This window comes from Streptomyces sp. SirexAA-E (assembly GCF_000177195.2).
Lineage (GTDB): Bacteria > Actinomycetota > Actinomycetes > Streptomycetales > Streptomycetaceae > Streptomyces > Streptomyces flavovirens.
On the sequence record NC_015953.1, the window covers coordinates 2,945,324 to 2,963,352 of the forward strand.

Below are 18,029 nucleotides of genomic sequence, written 5' to 3' on the forward strand. Positions count from 1 at the left end.
CGGTGCCGGAACGGGCAAAGCCTCTTTCTACCACCCGCCCCACAGGCCCCCGCCGTTCACACCGGCGCGCTCACGCCTCCTCGGCCAGCTCCAGCCAGCGCATCTCCAGCACGTCGCGCTCGGCCACCAGCTCGCGGAGCTCGGTGTCGAGCCCCGCCACCTTCTCGAAGTCGGTGGCGTGCGCGGCGATCTGCGCGTGCAGCTCCGTCTCCCGGGTCGACATCTTGTCGAGCTGCCGCTCGACCTTCTGCAGCTCCTTCTTCGCCGCCCGTGCCGCCTGCGGCGACACCGTGTTCGCGGGTGCCGCCTTCGGCGTCCCGGCGGAGGAGGCCGGGGTGGCCTCCTCCTCCATGCGCTTCCGGCGCTCCAGGTACTCGTCGACGCCACGCGGCAGCATCCGCAGCGACCGGTCGCCGAGGAGGGCCATCACCCGGTCCGTGGTCCGCTCGATGAAGAACCGGTCGTGGGAGATGACGATCATCGATCCGGGCCAGCCGTCGAGGAGGTCCTCCAGCTGGGTCAGGGTCTCGATGTCCAGGTCGTTGGTGGGCTCGTCGAGGAAGAGGACGTTGGGCTCGTCCATCAGCAGACGCAGGATCTGCAGCCGCCGCCGCTCGCCACCGGACAGGTCCCCGACCGGTGTCCACTGCTTCTCGTTGGAGAAGCCGAACTGCTCGCAGAGCTGCCCGGCGGTCATCTCGCGGCCCTTGCCGAGGTCGACCCGGTCGCGCACTTGCTGGACGGCCTCCAGGACGCGGATGTTCGGGTTGAGCTCCGCCACCTCCTGGGAGAGGTAGGCCAGCTTGACCGTCTTGCCGACCACGATCTTCCCGGCTGCGGGCTGCGTCTCGCCCTGGCTGCGGGCGGCCTCGGCGAGCGCCCGCAGCAGCGAGGTCTTGCCCGCGCCGTTGACGCCGACCAGACCGATGCGGTCGCCGGGGCCGAGCTGCCAGGTGAGGTGGGTGAGCAGGGTCTTGGCACCGGCCTGGACGGTCACGTCCTCCAGGTCGAAGACGGTCTTGCCGAGCCGTGCGTTGGCGAACTTCATCAGCTCGCTGGTGTCACGCGGCGGCGGCACGTCGGCGATGAGTTCGTTGGCCGCCTCGATGCGGTAACGCGGCTTGGACGTACGGGCGGGAGCACCGCGCCGCAGCCAGGCCAGCTCCTTGCGCATCAGGTTCTGCCGCTTGGACTCCTCGGTGGCGGCGATCCGCTCGCGCTCGGCACGGGCGAAGACGTAGTCGCTGTAGCCGCCCTCGTACTCGTGGACCGTGCCCCGCTGGACGTCCCACATGCGGGTGCAGACCTGGTCGAGGAACCAGCGGTCGTGGGTGACGCAGACGAGCGCGGAGCGCCGGTTGCGCAGGTGCCCGGCCAGCCAGGAGATGCCCTCGACGTCGAGGTGGTTGGTGGGCTCGTCGAGGACGATCAGGTCCTGCTCGGCGATGAGCAGCTTCGCCAGCGCGATCCGGCGCCGCTCGCCGCCGGAGAGCGGGGCGATGACGGTGTCCAGGCCGTGCTCGAAGCCGGGCAGGGCCAGCCCGCCGAAGAGGCCGGTGAGCACGTCGCGGATCTTGGCGCTGCCCGCCCACTCGTGGTCGGCGAGGTCACCGATGACCTCGTGCCGGATGGTGGCCTTCGGGTCGAGCGAGTCGTGCTGGGTGAGGACGCCCAGGCGCAGGCCGCCGTTGTGGGTGACGCGGCCGGTGTCGGCCTCCTCCAGCTTGGCGAGCATCCGGATGAGCGTCGTCTTGCCGTCGCCGTTGCGGCCGACGACGCCGATCCGGTCGCCCTCGGACACTCCGAGGGATACGCCGTCGAGCAGGGCACGGGTGCCGTACACCTTGCTGACCTGCTCGACATTGACCAGATTGACGGCCATTTCACTCCTGCCTCGGGGTCCCCCGGGGCAGGGACCGCTCGATGTTCCAGGGTAGTCGCCGCCACGGGTGCGATAGCGTGCGGCGATCGATCACGGGGAGAGCCCCTGGTCGGGCGGGTTCGGGACATCTTCGGGCGGGGACTTCATGAGGCGTGGTGCGGGGCGTGCCCTGGCCGGGGTGGTGCTGGCGGCGGCGGTGCTGGCCGGCTGTTCGTCGTCGGCCGACGAGGGTGACAAGGGTGACGACCACGGTGCGCGGACGTCCTCGTCCTCGTCCTCGGACGCCACCGCGAAGAACGGCGACCGTGGCACAGGCCGCCCGGCCGTGAAGGGGCTCACGCTCGGTGGCCCCGGCTCGTCCTGCGCCCTGCCCGTCACCTTCGACCTGGCGAAGGACTGGAAGCCGCAGGCCGTCGAGGTGGAGCCGGGGTCCGAACTGGCGGAGCTGGGCGAGCAGGGCACGGTGACGCTGGTCTGCGAGATCGACGCCAAGCCGGCCGGGAACCTCGGCTATCTCCGTGTGTGGGCGGGCAAGGAAGGCGGCGGCGACCCGCGTGCGGCGCTGGAGGCGTTCGTGGCGGACGAGCCGAACGCGGCGAAGGCCGCGTACACGGAGACCGAGGCCGGTTCCGTGGCCGCCGTCGAGGTCGCCTACACGGTGGACGGCGACCTGCCGGGCGGGTCGAAGCCGGAGCGCGCCTTCGCGGTCGCCACCCCCGAGGGCCCCGTCGTGGTGCACCTGGGCGGGATGGACGAGGAGGAACACCGGCAGATGCTGCCCGCGTACGAGCTGGCCAGGGAGAGTCTGAAGCTGGGCTGAGCGGGCCTGACCGACCGGTGAGCCGGGCCGGAGGTCCACGGTCGGTGGCGGGTCCGGCCCTGCTCGCCCTAAGGCTTGTTTCAGAAGTCCCGCCTGTCCGCCCTCCGGGCGGACGGCGCTACTTTCGCAACAAGCCCTAGCACACCGTGGCCCCCGGTGCCGGGGAGACGGCCACGCGCGCGCTGCGGCAGGTGCCCGAGGCCGCCAGCGCGTCGGCGATCGTCCGGGCCGCGTCCGCGTCGGCGGCCAGGAACGCCGTGGTCGGTCCCGATCCCGAGACCAGCGCGGCCAGGGCGCCCGCGGCGGTGCCGGCGGCGAGGGTGTCGGCGAGCGAGGGGCGCAGAGAGAGAGCGGCGGCCTGGAGGTCGTTGCCGAGGGCGTCCGCGAGGGCCGTGGTGTCACCCTTGCGCAGGGCGGCCAGGAGCGCGGGGGACGCGGTGGGTTCGGGGACCTGGGTGCCCGCGGTGAGCCGGTCGAACTCAGCGTAGACCGCCGGGGTGGAGAGTCCGCCGTCGGCGACGGCGAAGACCCAGTGGAAGGTGCCGCCGACCTCGATGGGGGTCAGCTGTTCCCCCCGGCCGACGCCGAGCGCGGCCCCGCCGATCAGGCTGAACGGCACATCGCTGCCCAACTCTGCGCAGATGGCGAGCAGTTCGTCCTGAGAGGCTCCGGTCGACCACAGGGCGTCGCAGGCCACCAGAGCGGCCGCGCCGTCTGCGCTGCCGCCCGCCATGCCTCCGGCGACGGGGATGTCCTTGGCGATGTGGAGGTGCACGTCGGGGCTGATGCCGTGGCGTTCGGCCAGCGCGACGGCGGCGCGGGCCGCCAGGTTGGTGGCGTCCAGCGGGACCTGTGCGGCGTCCGGGCCGGTGCAGGTGACGCGCAGGGTGTCGGCGGGGGCGGCGGTGACCTCGTCGTACAGTCCGACGGCGAGGAACACGTTGGCCAGGTCGTGGAAGCCGTCGGGGCGCGCCGCTCCGACGGCGAGCCGCACGTTGACCTTGGCGGGGACGCGGACGGTGACGCTCATGCTTCGCTCCCGGACGTCTCGTTCCCCGCGGTCTTGTCGTCCTCGGGCTTGTCCACCTCGGGCTTGTCCACCTCGGGCCTGCTCACCTCGGGCTTGTCGGCCTCCGGCTTGTTCACCTCGGGCTTGTTCTCCGCGATGGCGGCGAACTCCTCGACCGTCAGTGCCTCGCCCCGCGCCTGCGGGGAGACGCCCGCCGCGACGAGGGCGGTCTCGGCGGCCGCGGCGGAGCCCGCCCAGCCGGCCAGCGCGGCGCGCAGCGTCTTGCGGCGCTGGGCGAACGCGGCGTCGACGACGGCGAAGACCTCGGTGCGGCTCGCCGTGGTCCGGATCGGCTCGGTGCGCCGCACCAGGGACACCAGCCCGGAGTCGACGTTCGGCGCGGGCCAGAACACCGTGCGCCCGATCGACCCGGCACGCTTGACGTCGGCGTACCAGGCGGCCTTCACGGAGGGCACGCCGTAGACCTTGTTGCCGGGCTTGGCGGCCAGCCGGTCGGCGACCTCGGCCTGCACCATCACGAGCGTCCGCTCGATGGACGGGAAGCGCTCCAGCATGGTGAGCAGCACCGGCACGGCCACGTTGTACGGGAGGTTGGCGACCAGCGCGGTCGGCGCCGGGCCGGGAAGCTCGGTGACCAGCATCGCGTCGGAGTGCACCAGGGCGAAGCGGTCGGCGCGTACCGGGAGCCGGGCGGCGACGGTGGCCGGCAGGGCGCCCGCGAGTACGTCGTCGATCTCCACGGCGACGACCCGGTCGGCCGCCTCCAGGAGCGCCAGCGTCAGCGAGCCCAGACCGGGACCGATCTCGACCACCACGTCCTCGGGGCGCACCTCCGCGGTCCGGACGATGCGGCGGACCGTGTTGGCGTCGATGACGAAGTTCTGTCCGCGCTGCTTGGTGGGGCGTACGCCCAGCGCTGCGGCCAGCTCGCGAATGTCTGCGGGGCCCAGGAGGGCGTCGGGCTCTGTGGTGCTCACCCGGTAAGCCTACGGCCGCCGCGGGGCCCGGGGCCCGCGGCCCGGTCCCCGCTCGGCCCGGCGGAGGTCAGAAGTCGAACGCCCGCGCGGTGTTGTCGTAGACCGTGGCGGCCAGGGTGTCCTCGTCGGTGCCCCGCACCTCGGCCATCGCGCGGAGGGTCACCGGGATGAGGTAGGGCGCGTTGGGGCGCCCGCGGTAGGGGGACGGGGTGAGGAAGGGGGCGTCGGTCTCGACGAGCACCAGCTCCGCCGGCGCCACGGCCAGCGCGTCGCGCAGGGGCTGGGCGTTCTTGAAGGTGACGTTGCCGGCGAAGGACATGAAGTATCCGGCCGCCGCGCACACGCGGGCCATCTCGGCGTCCCCGGAGTAGCAGTGGAAGACGGTGCGCTCGGGCGCGCCCTCCTCGGCGAGGATGCGCAGCACGTCCGTGTGGGCCTCCCGGTCGTGGATGACCAGCGCCTTGCCGTGCCGCTTGGCGATCTCGATGTGGGCCCGGAAGGACTCCTCCTGGGCGGCGATGCCCTCGGGGCCCGTACGGAAGTGGTCGAGGCCGGTCTCGCCGACCCCGCGTACGTGGTCGAGGGCGGCCAGGGCGTCGATCTCGGCGAGCGCCTCGTCCAGGGCGGCCCTGCCGCCCGGCTGCCGGGCCTCCTGGCGCGACCAGCCGTCCGGGTCCCCGTGCACGATGCGCGGCGCCTCGTTGGGGTGCAGGGCGACGGCGGCGTGCACGGAGGGGTGGGCGGCGGCCGTCTCGGCGGCCCAGCGCGAGCCCGTCACGTCGCATCCGACCTGGACGACGGTGGTCACGTTGACCGCCGCCGCGCGGGCCAGGCCCTCCTCGACGGTGGCGTCCTGCATGTCCAGGTGGGTGTGCGAATCGGCGACCGGAACACGCAGGGGTTCGGGCAGCGGCGGGGCTTCGGTACGGCTCATGCCCCGACTCTACGAAAGGACCACCGGGCACCGGGCACCCGCGGCGGTCCGGTCACCTGCGGTGGAAGGGGCGCAGCAGGGCCGACAGCTGCCAGTGGTGCGTCGCGGGCGCCGGGGCCGGGGCCAGGACGGCCGCGGGCGCCGCCGCGTCCTCGACGGCCTCCTGCGGCCGTACGGCCTTGGCGGGCCTGAGCAGCTCCTGCACGGTGGAGACCCGGCCGGACCGCATGATCCGGACGACGTGTCCCCCGCAGTTCGCGCAGGTGGGCGTGGACAGCGGCGAGGGCACCCGCTCCCCGTCCGCCGTGTAGACGACGTAGGCGTGCCCCGACCCGTCGACGTGGTGGTGTATCTCGTAGGCCTGTTCCCAGCCGTGTCCGCACCTCATGCAGGCGAACGCGTACGCCTCGTGGACGGTGGTGGCTGCGATCTCACTCATGCCTGCTCCTCTTGTCCGTGGACAAGCACTCCGGCAAGCGCTCCGGCCAGGAGCTCCGGACATGCGTTCCGCTCTCCAGTGGACGCCTTCGCGGGCGGCGACGCACCAGGTCTGCCGAGTGTTGGAACGCTCTTGGCCCTTTTGTGGCCGGGGGGCCGGGTCAGGGCCCGTCACCCGGTTCGGCCTTTACGTTTCAGGCCGGTCCTTTGCCTTCGGCCGGGCCGGTCCTGGCCGCGTTCTTTGCCGCGACCACCGCATCGAAGACCTCGCGTTTGGGCAGGTGGGCCTCGGTGGCGACCGCCGCGATGGCCTCCTTGCGCCGCTCCCCCGCCTCCTCGCGCACCTGCACCCTGCGCACCAGCTCGGCGGCGTCCGGCTTCTCGCCGCCGGTGTCCGTGGCGCCCTCGACGACGACGGTGATCTCGCCCCGCACCCCTTCGGCGGCCCAGACGGCCAGCTCGCCCAGCGGGCCGCGCTTGACCTCCTCGTACGTCTTGGTCAGCTCCCGGCACACGGCGGCCCGGCGGTCCGCGCCGAACACCTCGGCCATCGCCGCCAGGGTGTCGTCCAGCCGGTGCGGTGCCTCGAAGAAGACCATGGTGCGCCGTTCGTCGGCGACCTCACGCAGCTTCCCGAGCCGCTCGCCCGTCTTGCGCGGCAGGAAGCCCTCGAAGCAGAAGCGGTCCACGGGCAGGGCGGACAGGGCCAGCGCGGTCAGCACGGCGGACGGTCCCGGCACGGCGGTGACCTTGATGCCCTGTTCGACGGCCGCCGCGACGAGCCGGTAGCCCGGGTCGGAGACCGACGGCATCCCCGCGTCCGTGACGAGCAGGACCCGGGCCCCGCCGACGAGCGCCTCGACCAGCTCGGGCGTCCGCGCGGACTCGTTGCCCTCGAAGTAGGAGACGACGCGCCCCGTCGTGTGGATGCCCAGGGCCTGGGTGAGCCGGCGCAGCCGGCGGGTGTCCTCGGCGGCGACCACGTCGGCGGTCTCCAGTTCGACGGCGAGCCTCGGCGGGGCGTCCGCCACGTCGCCGATGGGGGTCCCTGCGAGTACGAGCGTTCCAGTCGTTCCAGTCACATCGGCCATCCTCCCAGCACGGGCGGCACCCCTCGCACAGACGCGTTCCCTACGATGGCGCGGTGACGAGTACAGCGCCCGAGGCCCAGCAGGGCAACGACGCCGGGGACCCCGCCCGCGACCAGCCGCCCTACTGGCAGCGGCGGCTGCGCCGCTTCGGCCATTCCGCACGGCCGGAGACGGGGCTGCGCGAGCGCCTGGTACCGCCGTACACCCGACCCGGACGACAGTTCTGGGACGTGCTCGCCGTGCCTCCGGCACCGGCGGACCGTCTGGTGCGCTGGTCGGCGTGGGGTGGGCCGCTCCTGGTGGCGCTGGTCGCCGGGGTGCTGCGGTTCTGGAACCTGGGCAGCCCGAAGGCGGTGATATTCGACGAGACGTACTACGCCAAGGACGCCTGGGCGCTGGTGAACCAGGGGTACGAGGGGGCGTGGCCCAAGGACGTCGACAAGCTGATCCTCAGCGACCCGTCGGCGGTGGACATCCCGGTGGAGCCGGGTTACGTCGTGCATCCCCCGGTCGGCAAGTGGATCATCGGCTTCGGCGAGCAGCTCTTCGGGTTCACCCCGTTCGGCTGGCGCTTCATGGTGGCGCTGCTGGGGACCCTGTCGGTCCTGATGCTGTGCCGGATCGGGCGGCGGCTGTTCCGCTCCACGTTCCTCGGCTGCCTGGCGGGCACGCTGCTGGCCGTGGACGGCCTGCACTTCGTGATGAGCCGGACCGCGCTGCTCGACCTCGTCCTGATGTTCTTCGTGCTCGCGGCCTTCGGCTGCCTGCTCGTCGACCGCGACCGGGCCCGCCGCAGACTGGCCGCCGCGCTGCCGGTCGACGAGGACGGGGTGCTCCGCCCGGACGCCGACGTCGCCGAACGGCTGCGGCTGGGGTGGCGGCCGTGGCGCATCGCCGCCGGTCTGATGCTGGGCCTGGCCTTCGCCACCAAGTGGAACGGGCTGTACATCCTGGCCGCGTTCGGGATCATGGCGGTCCTCTGGGACGTCGGCGCGCGGCGCACGGCCGGTGCGGTGCAGCCGTACCGGGCGGTGGTGCTGCGGGACCTGCTGCCGGCGTTCGTCTCCACGGTGCCGGTCGCCATCGGCACGTATCTGCTCTCGTGGACCGGCTGGATCGTCACCGACAAGGGCTACTACCGCGACTGGGCGGCCACCGAGGGCAAGGGCGGCACCTGGGCCTGGCTGCCGGACTGGCTGCGCAGCCTGTGGCACTACGAGAACCAGGTGTACGACTTCCACGTCGGTCTGACCTCCGGCCACACCTACCAGTCCAATCCGTGGAGCTGGATCGTGCTGGGCCGCCCGGTCTCGTACTTCTACGAGGAGGAGCCGGGCTGTGCCGCCTCCGAGACCGGCAAGTGCGCCCGCGAGGTCCTGGCGATCGGCACCCCGCTGCTGTGGTGGGCGGCGTGCGTGGCGCTGCTGTACGTGCTGTGGCGCTGGTTCTTCCGCCGCGACTGGCGGGCCGGCGCGATCGCCTGCGGGGTGGCGGCGGGCTGGGTGCCCTGGTTCTTCTACCAGGAGCGGACGATCTTCCTGTTCTACGCGGTCGTGTTCGTGCCGTTCCTGTGTCTGGCGGTGACGATGCTGGTGGGCGCGCTGCTGGGCCCGGCGACGAGGCCCTCGCCCGAGGGCGATCCGGCCGGTGAGCGGAGACGGACGCTGGGCGCGATCGCGGCGGGCGTGCTGGTGCTGCTGATCGTGTGGAACTTCGTCTATTTCTGGCCGCTGTACACGGGCACGTCGATCCCGGAGAACGCGTGGCGGGACCGCATGTGGCTGGACAGCTGGGTGTGACTGGGCAAACGCGCCTGGAGTGCTTCGCAAGGCGGAGAGGCGCCCGCATACTGGATGTATTCGGGCGTTTCGACAACGCGGCGAGGTGCCGTAGCTGTCGTCGTGCGCCCGCCAGTAATTGCGGGACAGCCCTTAGTCGCCTTTCTAAGCCACTACCCATCGACCCGCTCTTCGGCGCCTCGAAGTCGAGAGCCAGTTTCGTTGCACACGGAATGTGGCTGGACAGCCGGGCGTAGGGCCGACCTGATCCGGACGAGGCCCTGGCGCGCCGAGGACCCCGGTCGGGGTGGAGGAATCCGCAGCCGACGCCGCGGTGATCATGACCACGAGGCGCATCATGTCACGCGGAGTGGGGCACGTCACCGCCTCGGGCCCACGGGCCTCCACGAACGTGCGGGACGGGACTTCGTCCGTTTCCGGTCGGTCCCCACGGGCACGTCGATCGCGGAAAGGTCCTGGCGGGACCGCGTGCGGCTGGACTGCCGGGGGCGGGACCGGCGCCCGGAACGGCCGGAAAGCGCTCTCTCGATATGCGTCGCGGTCCGATAACAACCTCTTCACATGTCACCGCCGTCCCGTAGAGTCCCCAGGAAACCCCCTGTTTCTGAACACGTTCAAAGGGGGCTCCAGGGGAGGGGGACTGCACCGATGCGCAGTGGAGCGAAGGTCGCCGTGATCGGCGGAGTGTTCGTGCTGGCGGCCGGCGGGATCGGCTACGGCGCGTACAGCGTGCTCGGAAGTGACACGGGCGACGGTACGAGCACGGTGGCCGAGTCCACCGAGGTGAAGACGGGCCCGCCGAGCGAGAAGGAGATAGCGGAGACCTCGAAGGGCTTCCTGGAGGCGTGGGCGTCCGGCGACGCCACGGCCGCCGCGCTCCTCACCGACAACGAGACCGCCGCCGAACCGCTGCTGACGGGTTACGCCGAGGACGCGCACGTCACGAAGGCCGTGATCACCCCGGGCCCGGCCGTCGGCGCCAAGGTGCCGTACACGGTGAAGGCGACGGTGTCCTTCGAGGGGAAGTCCAAGCCCTGGTCGTACTCCTCCGAGCTGACCGTGGTGCGCGGTCTGACCACCGGGAAGGCGCTCGTCGACTGGGATCCCGCCGTGATCCACCCGGAGCTGACCGAGGGCGCGGTGCTGAAGACCGGCGAGTCGTCCACGGCGGCGATCGAGGCCGTCGACCGCAACGGCACGGTCCTGGACAAGGAGACCTACCCGTCGCTGGGGACGATCCTGGACAGCCTGCGCGAGAAGTACGGTTCCACCACCGGCGGTTCGCCCGGTGTCGAGACCTGGATCGAGCCGGCCGACGGACAGCCGGACACCACGCTGCTGACGCTCGCCAAGGGGAAGCCCGGCAAGCTGCGGACGACGCTGGACGCGAACGCCCAGGCGGCGGCGGAGAAGGCGGTCAAGCAGTTCAGCTCGGCGTCGGTGGTCGCCGTGACGCCGTCCACGGGCGCGATACGCGCGGTCGCCAACAACCCGGCGACCGGCTTCAACACGGCGATGCAGGGCGGGCAGGCGCCCGGCTCCACGATGAAGATCGTGACGGCCGCGATGCTGATGGAGAAGGGGCTCGTCTCCGCGAACAGCCCGGTGGAGTGCCCGAAGGAAGCGACCTGGCAGGGCCGCACCTTCCACAACCTCGACTACTTCGAACTCCCGCCCACCGACACGTTCACCACCAGCTTCGCCCGCTCCTGCAACACCGCCTTCATCAAGCTGATCGACGAGACCGAGGACGACGCCGCGCTCGCCAAGGAGGCCCGGGACGTCTTCGGGATCGGGCTGGACTGGAAGACCGGTGTCGTCTCCGTCGACGGCAAGGTGCCCGAGGAGGTCGGTGGCGAGGCGGCCGCCCAGTACATCGGCCAGGGCACCATCCAGATGAACACGCTCAACATGGCGTCCGTCACCGCCACCGCGCGCACCGGGACGTTCCACCAGCCGTTCCTCGTGGCATCCGAGCTGGACGGCCGGCAGTTCGCCACGGCCTCCCGCTCACTGCCGCAGAACGTCACCGGGCAGCTGAACGACATGATGCGGGCCACCGCGAACTGGGGCACCGGCAAGGCGGCCATGGCCTCGGTCGGCGGCGACAAGGGCGCCAAGACCGGCTCCGCCGAGGTCGACGGCCAGGGCACATCCAACAGCTGGTTCACCGGATTCAGCGACGACCTCGCCGCCGCGGCGGTCGTCCAGTCCGGCGGCCACGGCGGCGACGCGGCCGGGCCGGTGGTCGCGGCGGTCCTGGGCGCCGGTTCCTGATCACCGGTTCCCGATCCGGGATGCGGCCGCCACCGCTGAAGTCCCTGGTGCCGGAACCGGCCCGTTCAGTAGCGTGCGGGGCATGAGCACATCGGACATGACCCCCACCACGACCTCATCCGACGCCCACCCCCGGTTCGCCGAGGCCCTGCGTGAGCTGGGCCTCGACGTCGGCGTACGCCGCTTCCCGGACGCCACCCGCACCGCCGCCGAGGCCGCCGCCGCGATCGGCTGCGAGCTCAGCCAGATCGTCAAGTCGCTGATCTTCGAGGCGGACGGCGCACCGGTGCTCGTCCTGATGGACGGCTCCTCCCGGGTGGACGTCGAGCGCGTACGGGCCGAGCTCGGCGCGGGCAAGGTCAAACGGGCCGGGGCCGACCTGGTGCGGGAGGCCACGGGGTACGCCATCGGCGGCGTCCCGCCCTTCGGCCACCGTACGAAGTCCCGGGTGCTGGCCGACCGCGGCCTGCTCGACCACGCGGTGGTGTGGGCGGCCGCGGGCACCCCGCACACGGTCTTCCCGCTCGACCCGAAGAGTCTGATCGCGCATGCCGGCGGCACCCTGGTGGACGTGCGCGAGCAGATCGCGTGACCCCGCTGGTGGCGGCCGCCGTCCTGGTGGCCGCGATGACCCACGCCGGCTGGAACGCCATCGCCCACGCGATACGCGACCAGCTCCTGTCCTTCACCCTGATCTCCGGGGGCGGGGCGCTGATCGGCGCCGTCCTGGCCGTGGCCGCACCGCTCCCGGCGGCCGGAGCCTGGCCGTACCTGCTGCTCTCCTCGGCGCTGCACGTGGCCTACATGGCGCTGCTGATGCGCTCGTTCACTCTGGGCGACTTCGGCCAGATGTATCCGATCGCCCGGGGCACGGCCCCGCTCGTGGTGACGGTCCTGGCCGCCGTCTTCGTCGGTGAGCGCCCCGACGGCTGGGCGACCGCGGGGGTGGCGGTGGCCTCTGCCGGGCTTGTGGGGCTCGCGTTGTGGGGCATCCGGGGGTCCGGCAAGCGCCCGAACGGCCCGGCGATCCTGGCCGCCCTGGCGACCGGCCTGGCCATCGCCGGGTACACCACGGTCGACGGGGTCGGGGTGCGCGCCTCGGGCACCCCGCTCGGCTACATCGCCTGGCTGATGATCGTCCAGGGCGTCGTCATCCCCGCCTACGCCTTCTGGCGCCGACGCGGCGCGCTGGCCGCCCAGGTGTCCCCGTACCTGAGGCGCGGACTCATCGGGGCGGCCCTGTCGGTCACCGCGTACGCCCTCGTGCTGTGGGCCCAGACCAAGGCCCCGCTGGCCCCGGTCGCGGCCCTGCGGGAGTCCTCGATCATCGTGGGCGCCGCGATCGGGGCGCTGTTCTTCAAGGAACGGTTCGGCGCGCCGCGAATCGCGGCGGCCGGGCTGATGGTCGTGGGCATCGGGCTGATGCTGCACACGAGTTGACCGGGCTCCCGGGCCGGAGGCGGGCGGTTCCGCCGCCTGCCGCCGTGGCCCGGGGACCGTCACGGGTGCGCCGTCCCACGGAGCGACGCCCGTCCCGAAGAGGGCACGTCTCGCGCCTACTCGCCCCGCATCGCCTTGCGGAAGCCGGTGTTGACGCCCATCAGGCCGCCGTCCACCCGCAGGGTCGTCCCGGTGACCCAGGACGCGTCCGAGGACGCCAGGAAGGCCACGGCGGCCGCGATGTCGTCCGGTTCACCGATCCGGCCGAGCGGGTAGAGGGCGCTCGCCCGCGCCAGGTCGTCGTCGCGCCCGGCCCACCCCTCGGTGCGGATGGTGCCGGGGGCGACCAGGTTGACCCTGACCCCGCGCGGGCCCGCGTGGCCGGCCAGTGTCCGGGTGAGGCTGCCCAGGCCCGCCTTCGCGGCGCTGTAGGCGTGCCCGCCGAAGTCCTGCTCGCCGTTGACGGAACCGATGTTGACGACGGCGCCCCGGCCCGAGGCCACCAGGTGCGGCAGCGCGGCCCGGGAGCAGCGGTAGGGGCCGGACAGGGTGATGTCGAGCGTGTGGTCCCAGGAGTCGTCCGCCTCGTCCTCGAAGAGCTCGGCGTCCTCGTGGTTGGCGTAGGCGTTGTTGACGAGGATGTCGAGCCCGCCGAAGACGGCGACGGCGTGGGCCACCGCCGCCTCGACGGCGGCGCGGTCGCCCACGTCGCAGGCCAGGGCTTCGGCGGTGCCGCCCCTCTCCCGTATCTCCCCGGCGGTGTGCGAGGCCCGGTCGGCGACCAGGTCGGTGACGAGGACGGCCGCGCCCTCGGCGGCCAGGCGGCGGGCCGTGGCGGCGCCGATGCCCCGGCCCGCTCCGGTGACGAGTGCGGTGCATCCGGCCAGACGTGTGCTGATGATGTCGGTCACAGCGCCGACCGTACCGCTCTGACCAGGGCCTGGGAACGGGGATCGGCGGTGACTCCCTTCCGCAGTCCGTTGGTCACGTAGCCCAGCGCGATGCCCGACTCCGGGTCGGCGAAGCCCAGCGATCCGCCCCGGCCGGGGTGGCCGAAGGAGCCGGGCGCCAGCAGCGGGGCGGCCGGGCCGTGCAGCATGTAGCCGAGGCCGAAGCGGGTGGAGACGACGAGGACCCGGTCCGGCCCGGCGGACTCCTCGGTGCGGGCCAGGGTGAGGGTGGCGGGGGCGAACAGCCGGTGGCCGTCGACCTCGCCGATCATCGCCGCGTAGCAGCGGGCCAGTCCGCGTGCGGTGGCCACGCCGTTGGAGGCGGGGAGTTCGGCCGCGCGGTAGGCGGGGTCGTTCTCGTCGGGGAAGGGGTCGATCGCCTCGAAGGCCCGCCGGGTCAGCGAGGCCGGGTCGCTGTAGGCCTCGACGACGGTCCGCTTGGGGCGCATGCGCAGGGTGCCGCCGTTGCCGTCCCCGGCCGGGGGTTCCACGGGGCCGATGCGGCCGATCCGGTGGGCCTCGTCGGACGGCAGCCCGAACCAGAAGTCCAGCCCGAGCGGCCGGGCGATCTCCTCGGCGACCCAGCGCCCGATGGTGCGGCCGGTGACCCGGCGGACGAGCTCGCCGATGAGCCAGCTGTAGGTCTGGGGGTGGTAGCCGTGGTCCGTGCCGGGCTCCCACTGGGGCCCCTGGGCGGCGACGGCCCGCGGCCCGCTGATCCCGTCGGCGGCCTCCTCGGGGGTCAACGGCGTGTCCAGCGCGGCCAGTCCGGCCCGGTGGGCCAGCAGGTGGCGTACGAGGACGCGTTCCTTGCCGTTGGCCTTGAACTCCGGCCAGTACGTGCCGACGGGGGCGTCCAGGTCCACCTGTCCGCGCTGGTGCAGCAGCAGCGGTACGGCGGCGGCGACGCCTTTCCCGGCCGAGCGGACGATCTGGACGGTGTCCACGGCCCAGGGTTCGGTGCCCTCCACGTCCCTGGTACCGGCCCACAGGTCCACGACCTTGCGCCCGTGCCGGTAGACGGCCACGGCCGCGCCCCGTTCCCCTCGCTGTTCGAAGTTACGGACGAACGCGTCCCGTACCGCCTCGAACCCTGGTGCCACCGTGCCTCGTACGTCCACGCCTGCTCCCGCACTCCCGCTCATGCCCCCATGGTGCATCGCGGCACGGGCGGAGCGGCTGCCGGGTCACCGACTGTTCACGGACGCGGAACGGCGACGGAACGCGGATCGAAGCCGAAGGGCAGCTCCAGCCGGTGCCGGCGCATCAACTCCTCGTCGCACAGCAGGTCCTGGGTGCGGTTGTCGGCGGCGATGACCCCGTCGCCGAGGATGACGGCGCGCGGGCAGAGTTCGAGGGCGTACGGCAGGTCGTGGGTGACCATCAGCACCGTGACGTCCAGGTCCCGCAGGATGTCGGCGAGTTCGCGGCGGGAGGCCGGGTCGAGGTTGGAGGAGGGTTCGTCCAGGACGAGGATCTCCGGCTCCATGGCGAGGACGGTGGCGACGGCGACCCTCCGGCGCTGCCCGAAGGAGAGGTGGTGCGGCGGTCGGGCCGCGAACCGCTCCATGCCGACCCGCTCGAGCGCGGCCGTCACCCGCTCCTCCAGTTCCGCGCCGCGCAGCCCGGCCGAGGCGGGCCCGAAGGCGACGTCCTCGCGGACGGTCGGCATGAAGAGCTGGTCGTCCGGGTCCTGGAAGACGATCCCGACCCGGCGCCGGATCTCCGCCAGGTTCCGCTTCTCCACGGGCAGTCCGGCGATCCGGACGGTGCCCGCGCCCGCGTCCAGGATGCCGTTGAGGTGCAGGACGAGGGTGGTCTTGCCCGCGCCGTTGGGGCCGAGCAGGGCGACGCGCTCGCCGCGCTCCACGGTCAGGTCGACCCCGAAGAGGGCCTGGTGGCCGTCGGGGTAGGCGTAGGCGAGGCCACTGACTTCGAGGGACGGCGCGGCGGCGGCCGGCTGGACGGTGCTCATACGGTCCATCCCAGCAGACAGACTCCCAGGGCGAGCACGGGGAGGGCCGAGGCGTACGCCCACTGGGTGCGGGAGGCGGTGACCTCGTCGATCACCGGCAGGGTGCCGGTGTAGCCCCGGCTGACCATCGCGAGGTGGACGCGCTCGCCGCGTTCGTACGAGCGGATGAACAGCGCGCCGGCCGTCTTGGCCAGGACCCCCCAGTGCCGTACGCCGCGCGCCTCGAAGCCCCGGGAGCGGCGGGCGATCGACATCCGGCGCAGCTCGTCGGTGATCACGTCGCCGTAGCGGAGCATGAAGGACGCGATCTGGACGAGCAGCGGCGGCAGCCTCAGGCGCTGGAGGCCGAGCAGCAGGGAGCGCAGCTCGGTGGTGGAGGCCAGCAGCACGGACGCGGCGACGCCGAGCGTGCCCTTGGCGAGGACGTTCCAGGCGCCCCAGAGGCCGGGGACGCTGACGGACAGGCCGAGCAGCTCGGTCTGTTCACCGGGCACGACGAACGGCATGAGCAGGGCGAACGCCACGAACGGCACCTCGATGACCAGCCGCTTCAGCAGGAAGCCGGCCGGGACGCGGGCCACCGCCGCGACGGCGGCGAGCAGCACGGCGTACAGCGCGAACGCCCAGAGCGCCTCGCGGGGCGTGGAGACGACGACCAGGACGAAGCCGAGGACCGCGACGAGCTTGCAGTGCGGCGGCAGCCGGTGGACCGGCGAGTGCCCGTGCCGGTAGAGCGTGTGGGCGTGGCCCGCGCCCATCTCAGACGGACCCGTGGGAGGTGGTGGCGGGTTCCTGCCGGGTGCGGCGCCGGTGCACGGCCCAGAAGACACCGCTGCCGACGACGACGGTGACGCCGACCCCGATCACCCCGGCGAGGCCGCCGGAGATCCGGGGGTCGGTGATGCTCTTGACGCCGTAGTCGGCGAGCGGGGAGTCGGCGGCGCCGTGCTCCTCGACCTTCTCGTCGATGCCCTTGTCGGCGGCGACCTTCTCCAGGCCGTCGGGGTTCGCGGAGGCGTAGTACGAGACGAACCCGGCGAGCAGGAGGGCCGCCACCAGGCCGGTCGCCCAGACCTTGCGGGTGGAGTGGGCGCGGGCGGCGGCGGGGGCGGGCGCGGCGGCCGGGGCGTCGACGAGCTCGCCGTCGACGCGCAGCTTCAGCGGGGCGGCGAGCCCGCGGGCCCCGTGGACGAGGTCCGGGCGCACCGCGAGGACCGCGCCGACGGTCAGTGCGGTGATGACGGCCTCGCCGATGCCGATGAGGACGTGCACACCGACCATCGCGGTGAGGACCTTGCCGATGGGTACGTCGGTGGTCCCGCCGATCGCGTAGATGGCGGTGAAGGCGACGGCGGCGGCCGGTACGGAGACCAGCGCGGCCACGAAGGCCGCCGCGGTCGTCGAGCGCCGGGTGCGGGGCAGGACGCCGGTGAGCCCGCGGAAGAGGGCGTACGCGACGACGACGGTGACGACGCCCATGACGGTGATGTTGACGCCGAGCGCGGTGAGGCCGCCGTCGGCGAAGAGGATGCCCTGCATCAGCAGGACGACCGCTATGCAGAGCACCCCGGTGAAGGGCCCGACCAGGATCGCCGCGAGCGCCCCGCCCAGGAGGTGGCCGCTGGTGCCAGCGGCGACCGGGAAGTTCAGCATCTGCACGGCGAAGATGAAGGCCGCGACGAGCCCGGCGAGGGGCGCGGCCCGCTCTCCTCCGAGCTCCCGCCGCGCCCCCCGGAGGCTGACCGCGACCGCCCCGGCGGCGACCACGCCGGCCACGGCGGACACAGGTGCGTTGATGAATCCGTCGGGTACATGCATGGAATGGCTCCGCTTCGGGCGAGGGCGAGGGCAGGAGTGCGGGCGCGGGTCGACAACCGCTCAATGATAGGGGCCTGTTGCGAAGCGTTTGCAAGAGCGGCGGTAAGACAACTGCCAATCTCTCCCCACATGCGCCAAACGAGACATATGGGACATTGGGGAGGAAGATACGTGCACACAGGAGGAGCCGGTATGTCACTCGTGATCCAGGAACACCTCCGGGCCCGGCTCATCACCGACGGCCCCGAACCCCGGCTCGTCCCCGTCCGCCTGAGCTGCGACCCCGCGGCCCCGCAGACCGTGCGCGTCCGCATCCCGGGCACCGCCGAACTGGCCATCGGCCGTGAGGTGCTGGAGGGCGGCCTGCGCTCCCCCGTCACCAGCGGCGAGCTGCGGCTCTGGCCGTGCGGCCGCGCCCAGCTCGTCGTGGAACTGCACACCTCCGACGGGGTCGCCGTCTTCCAGTTCGACAACGCGCCGGTGCTCCGCTTTCTGCGCCGCACCCACGAGCGGACCGCGGCCCGCCCGGTCGCCGGGACCGCCACCACCAGCCTGCCCTGAGCAGGTCCGTACCCGGGCACGCCGATGGCCCCGTGCC

16 protein-coding genes and 1 pseudogene are annotated in these 18,029 nt (G+C 72.7%); 6 read left to right on the forward strand and 11 right to left on the reverse strand.

The genetic code is table 11. The features are described 5' to 3' along the window. Window positions 1-70: 70 nt before the first annotated feature. Complete coding sequence (locus SACTE_RS12940; RefSeq protein WP_014046480.1) at window positions 71-1,882, reverse strand: ABC-F family ATP-binding cassette domain-containing protein; 1,812 nt, start codon at window positions 1,880-1,882, stop codon at window positions 71-73. A gap of 145 nt (window positions 1,883-2,027) precedes the next feature. On the opposite strand from SACTE_RS12940, the gene SACTE_RS12945 reads away from it, so the two are divergent. Further along, window positions 2,028-2,702, forward strand: coding sequence for a lipoprotein (locus SACTE_RS12945; protein ID WP_014046481.1), 675 nt, complete (start codon window positions 2,028-2,030; stop codon window positions 2,700-2,702). A gap of 136 nt (window positions 2,703-2,838) precedes the next feature. Here the strand turns inward: SACTE_RS12945 and SACTE_RS12950 are convergent, their stop codons facing one another. The 5 genes and pseudogenes from SACTE_RS12950 to rsmI all read right to left on the reverse strand — a co-directional run bounded on the left by SACTE_RS12950 (window position 2,839) and on the right by rsmI (window position 7,172). After that, window positions 2,839-3,732, reverse strand: a complete 894-nt coding sequence (locus tag SACTE_RS12950) for a 4-(cytidine 5'-diphospho)-2-C-methyl-D-erythritol kinase (RefSeq protein ID WP_014046482.1) — start codon at window positions 3,730-3,732, stop codon at window positions 2,839-2,841. A 110-nt stretch (window positions 3,733-3,842) separates the two neighbouring features. Next, window positions 3,843-4,709: pseudogene (rsmA, locus tag SACTE_RS12955) on the reverse strand (16S rRNA (adenine(1518)-N(6)/adenine(1519)-N(6))-dimethyltransferase RsmA); the annotation flags it as partial. A gap of 67 nt (window positions 4,710-4,776) precedes the next feature. Beyond that, window positions 4,777-5,643 (reverse strand): TatD family hydrolase, encoded by an 867-nt coding sequence (locus SACTE_RS12960; RefSeq protein ID WP_014046484.1) that lies wholly within the window; start codon window positions 5,641-5,643, stop codon window positions 4,777-4,779. Between the two features lie 52 nt (window positions 5,644-5,695). Beyond that, window positions 5,696-6,082 (reverse strand): hypothetical protein, encoded by a 387-nt coding sequence (locus SACTE_RS12965; protein ID WP_014046485.1) that lies wholly within the window; start codon window positions 6,080-6,082, stop codon window positions 5,696-5,698. A gap of 193 nt (window positions 6,083-6,275) precedes the next feature. Further along, entirely contained in the window at window positions 6,276-7,172 is an 897-nt protein-coding gene (gene rsmI, locus SACTE_RS12970; protein WP_037759220.1) for a 16S rRNA (cytidine(1402)-2'-O)-methyltransferase, read from the reverse strand. Between the two features lie 53 nt (window positions 7,173-7,225). Between rsmI and SACTE_RS12975 the strand changes: the two genes are divergently transcribed. The 4 genes from SACTE_RS12975 to SACTE_RS12990 all read left to right on the forward strand — a co-directional run bounded on the left by SACTE_RS12975 (window position 7,226) and on the right by SACTE_RS12990 (window position 12,688). Further along, window positions 7,226-8,971 (forward strand): phospholipid carrier-dependent glycosyltransferase, encoded by a 1,746-nt coding sequence (locus SACTE_RS12975; protein ID WP_014046487.1) that lies wholly within the window; start codon window positions 7,226-7,228, stop codon window positions 8,969-8,971. 648 nt (window positions 8,972-9,619) lie between these two features. After that, window positions 9,620-11,248 carry a penicillin-binding transpeptidase domain-containing protein gene (locus tag SACTE_RS12980; protein ID WP_014046488.1) on the forward strand — a complete coding sequence of 543 codons (1,629 nt, stop codon included), beginning with the start codon at window positions 9,620-9,622 and terminating at the stop codon, window positions 11,246-11,248. An 82-nt stretch (window positions 11,249-11,330) separates the two neighbouring features. After that, window positions 11,331-11,840, forward strand: a complete 510-nt coding sequence (locus SACTE_RS12985; protein ID WP_026359180.1) for a YbaK/EbsC family protein — start codon at window positions 11,331-11,333, stop codon at window positions 11,838-11,840. Next, complete coding sequence (locus tag SACTE_RS12990; RefSeq protein ID WP_014046490.1) at window positions 11,837-12,688, forward strand: EamA family transporter; 852 nt, start codon at window positions 11,837-11,839, stop codon at window positions 12,686-12,688. The genes SACTE_RS12985 and SACTE_RS12990 overlap by 4 nt, the downstream gene beginning before the upstream one ends. Before the next feature lie 116 nt (window positions 12,689-12,804). Here the strand turns inward: SACTE_RS12990 and SACTE_RS12995 are convergent, their stop codons facing one another. From SACTE_RS12995 to SACTE_RS13015, 5 genes are all read right to left on the reverse strand, one after another. Further along, window positions 12,805-13,599 (reverse strand): SDR family NAD(P)-dependent oxidoreductase, encoded by a 795-nt coding sequence (locus SACTE_RS12995; protein WP_014046491.1) that lies wholly within the window; start codon window positions 13,597-13,599, stop codon window positions 12,805-12,807. Next, window positions 13,596-14,759, reverse strand: a complete 1,164-nt coding sequence (locus SACTE_RS13000; protein WP_014046492.1) for a serine hydrolase domain-containing protein — start codon at window positions 14,757-14,759, stop codon at window positions 13,596-13,598. The genes SACTE_RS12995 and SACTE_RS13000 overlap by 4 nt, the downstream gene beginning before the upstream one ends. Window positions 14,760-14,836: 77 nt before the next feature. Beyond that, on the reverse strand, window positions 14,837-15,613 hold the full coding sequence (locus SACTE_RS13005) for an ABC transporter ATP-binding protein (RefSeq protein ID WP_014046493.1): 777 nt from the start codon (window positions 15,611-15,613) through the stop codon (window positions 14,837-14,839). Next, window positions 15,610-16,371: a cobalt ECF transporter T component CbiQ gene (gene cbiQ / locus SACTE_RS13010; RefSeq protein ID WP_014046494.1), complete on the reverse strand. Its 762-nt coding sequence runs from the start codon at window positions 16,369-16,371 to the stop codon at window positions 15,610-15,612. The genes SACTE_RS13005 and cbiQ overlap by 4 nt, the downstream gene beginning before the upstream one ends. Window position 16,372: 1 nt before the next feature. Then, the gene (locus SACTE_RS13015) at window positions 16,373-17,431 is read right to left on the reverse strand and encodes an energy-coupling factor ABC transporter permease (RefSeq protein WP_014046495.1); all 1,059 of its coding nucleotides are present in this window, start codon (window positions 17,429-17,431) and stop codon (window positions 16,373-16,375) included. Window positions 17,432-17,623: 192 nt separating this feature from the next. Between SACTE_RS13015 and SACTE_RS13020 the strand changes: the two genes are divergently transcribed. Next, the gene (locus SACTE_RS13020) at window positions 17,624-17,992 is read left to right on the forward strand and encodes an SsgA family sporulation/cell division regulator (protein WP_014046496.1); all 369 of its coding nucleotides are present in this window, start codon (window positions 17,624-17,626) and stop codon (window positions 17,990-17,992) included. The last annotated feature ends 37 nt before the right edge of the window (window positions 17,993-18,029 follow it).